General features: G+C 67.8%; 4 protein-coding genes. All 4 read left to right on the forward strand.

Annotated features, from left to right (window positions below; genetic code table 11):
• Window positions 1-549, forward strand: a 549-nt coding sequence (locus WBP53_RS02280; RefSeq protein WP_423925522.1) for a hypothetical protein, incomplete at its 5' end; no start/stop codon positions are given.
• Between the two features lie 176 nt (window positions 550-725).
• Window positions 726-1,469: a hypothetical protein gene (locus tag WBP53_RS02285; protein ID WP_423925524.1), complete on the forward strand. Its 744-nt coding sequence runs from the start codon at window positions 726-728 to the stop codon at window positions 1,467-1,469.
• Window positions 1,470-1,561: 92 nt separating this feature from the next.
• The gene (rbfA, locus tag WBP53_RS02290; protein ID WP_423925526.1) at window positions 1,562-1,990 is read left to right on the forward strand and encodes a 30S ribosome-binding factor RbfA; all 429 of its coding nucleotides are present in this window, start codon (window positions 1,562-1,564) and stop codon (window positions 1,988-1,990) included.
• 3 nt (window positions 1,991-1,993) lie between these two features.
• A partial coding sequence (gene truB, locus WBP53_RS02295) for a tRNA pseudouridine(55) synthase TruB (protein ID WP_423925528.1) occupies window positions 1,994-2,738 on the forward strand: 745 nt, incomplete at its 3' end.

Consider the following 2,738-nt stretch of genomic DNA (forward strand, 5'->3'; position numbering starts at 1 on the left):
GTCGAGCACGGGTTAAGGGACGACATGATGCGTTTCATCCTGATCCTGCTTGGCCTGCTCGCGTCGGCGACGCCCGCCGCCGCTGACGAGCACTTCTACGCCTACGACCCCGTGTCGAGTTCCGCGCGCCTGCTTACGCGCGGGATTACCCTTCAGGTCGAGCGCGGCCTGTTCGGCAGGACGCGGGTGATGCGGCTGTACGCCACGGCCGGAGCCGGGTCGGCGGGATTGGAGCGCGAAAGCCTGCCGGACACCCGCCTGCGCGCGGCCTTGCCGGCCGGGGCCGAAGAATCCAACGCCTATCGTGTCGAGGCCGAAGGGACGGGTGGTGCCCTGGCGCGGGTCATGTGTCCCGGTGCCGGCCAGGTTTGGCTCGTCTTCGGCCGGGTCCGGCCCCTGCGCGACATCACGGTGCAGGCCGTCGGCCAGGGTCAGGACGGGCAGCTTCGCCACTGCCAGACCCTGCAATATCGCTACCGTGGCGAATGGTCCCGCCCCGAGGACCACAGCTTGCGTGAGGGCGGGGCTTCCCCGTCGCCTCTGGGCTGAGCAGCCTCTGGCACCGGGGCGTCTGGTTCTCCCGCATCCTCGGCGGGCTCGCGATCATCACCTTCACCCGGCTGTGAGGGTGCGGCATGGCGTCGGTTTCGTTTCGCGCGCGTATTTTGCCGTGGCTGGTGTCGATGATTGGCGCATAATGGCGGGGAAGAACGAATGAGGGTTCCATGCGTCGCTTTCCGCTCGTCCTGATGATGGGCGCGCTTCTCGCCACGACCGCCTGTCAGCAGCAGGCGAGCAGCGAGGCCATCGCCGCCGGGGAAACCGCAGAGACGACCGAGCCCGTCGTGGAGCCCCTTGCGCCGGAGGAGGCGAATGCGCTCGCGTTCCGCACGGCCTGGGACGAGGCCCCCCCGGTCACCGCGTCGGACCCCGACCCCGACAGCGACCTCGAGGGTTCGTTCGCATTTCGTCAGGGCACCGTGAGAGATCTGGGGGCCGGACTGTTCGCGCTGGTCTCGAGTGGCGTGGGCGACGACGGCGCAGGTGCCGTGGCCATCCATTATCTGGTGAGGACGGAAGACGGCTTTCGCGACAGCGACGTCGACCCTCTGTTTGTCTCGGCGGGGACGGGCGGAGAGCCACAGTGGACCCTGCGGACCGATCTGACGCCCCAGCCCGCCCTGGTCGTCGAAGCCCGTTCGACCGGCGAGGGCCGAACCTGCGCCACCGGCACACTGGTGGAGTTGACACCGAGCCATCCGGTGCTGCGGGCGCTCGATATGCGGCTCAAGGTCGAGGACAGTCAGGGCGGGGCCGACGGGTCAGCCGAAGCCCAGCTTTCACGTGGCACCGTGGGGCGGGATTTTACGCTGACCTACACGGGTGCCAGCGAGGCCGAGGTCGACTATGTGTTGACCGACATGGGGTTCTACCGGGCGATGAGCGAGCCGAGCCTGCCCTGGTGCTGAGGCTTTACAGGCGCGGCCCCGCTCTCTAGAGCGAGCGCCCCCTTCGTGCCGACCGGGTCCGAATCCCGGCGTCGCCAGACATGGAGTCGGCCATGAGCCGCCAGAACCGTAAGTCCCGTGCCCCGCTCGGACCCAGCCAGCGCCAGCTGCGCGCCGGAGAGCTGATCCGTCACGCCCTCGTCGAGGTGATGCGCGAGGAAGAGATTCACGATCCCGCCCTGGCCGGCGTCTCAATCACCGTGACAGAGGTTCGACTCAGCGCCGATCTCAAACATGCCAACTGTTTCGTGGAGCCGCTCGGGGCCGGCCTTACCGACGCCGGCGATGTCGACGCGGTGGTCAAAGCATTGAATACACACGCTAAGTTTCTACGTGGCGCGCTCAGTCGGCATGTCGACATGAAGTTTACGCCGGACCTGCGTTTCCGTCACGACGAGAGCTTCGAAGCCGCCAGTCACATGGACAAGCTGCTGGCGAACCCGCACGTGCGGCGCGACCTCGACCCCCAGGACGACGCCTGAGCCATGGCGCGTCGCAAGCGCGGGCAACCGGTCGACGGCTGGGTCTGTCTCGACAAGCCCCTGGGCCTGGGCTCCACCCAGGCTGTAGGCCGTGTGCGTCGCCTGTTCGACGCCGGCAAGGCCGGCCATGCCGGAACGCTCGATCCCCTCGCCTCCGGCATTCTGCCGATCGCGCTGGGCGAGGCAACAAAGACCGTTCCCTTCATGATGGAGGCGCGCAAGGTCTATCGGTTCACGCTCGCGTGGGGGACCTCGACCGCCACCCTCGACCGCGAAGGCGAGATCACCGGGCGCTCCGACGTGCGCCCGTCCGTCAGCGCGGTAGCTGACGCCCTGCCCGCCTTCGTCGGCGAGATCGACCAGATTCCCCCGACCTATTCGGCAATCAAAGTCGATGGTGCCCGTGCCTATGATCTGGCGCGAGACGGACAGGAGGTGGTGCTGGCCGCGCGGCGTGTCTCGATCCACGAGGCAGCGGTGACGGCCTCGCCTGACGCCGACCACGTCGAGATCACCGTTCTGACCGGCAAGGGTGTCTACATCCGGTCCCTGGCGCGGGATCTGGCGGCCATGCTGGGAGCAGAGGCGCACGTTTCGGCCCTGCGGCGCGAGCGCGTTGGCCCCTTCTCGCTGGAAAACGCCATAGGGCTGGATTTTCTGGAGGAACTGGTGCATAGGAGCGCCGCCTCGGAAGGCCTTCTTCCCGTTGCGACCGCCCTGGACGACATCCCGGACCTGGCCGTCAATG

Source organism: Dokdonella sp. (assembly GCF_049593775.1).
Taxonomy (GTDB): domain Bacteria; phylum Pseudomonadota; class Gammaproteobacteria; order Xanthomonadales; family Rhodanobacteraceae; genus Dokdonella.

Excerpts from the sequence above, each read along its gene's own strand:
- WBP53_RS02285 (WP_423925524.1), top strand. The coding sequence starts at position 726 with ATGCGTCGCTTTCCGCTCGTCCTGATGATGGGCGCGCTTCTCGCCACG.
- rbfA (WP_423925526.1), top strand. The coding sequence starts at position 1,562 with ATGAGCCGCCAGAACCGTAAGTCCCGTGCCCCGCTCGGACCCAGCCAG.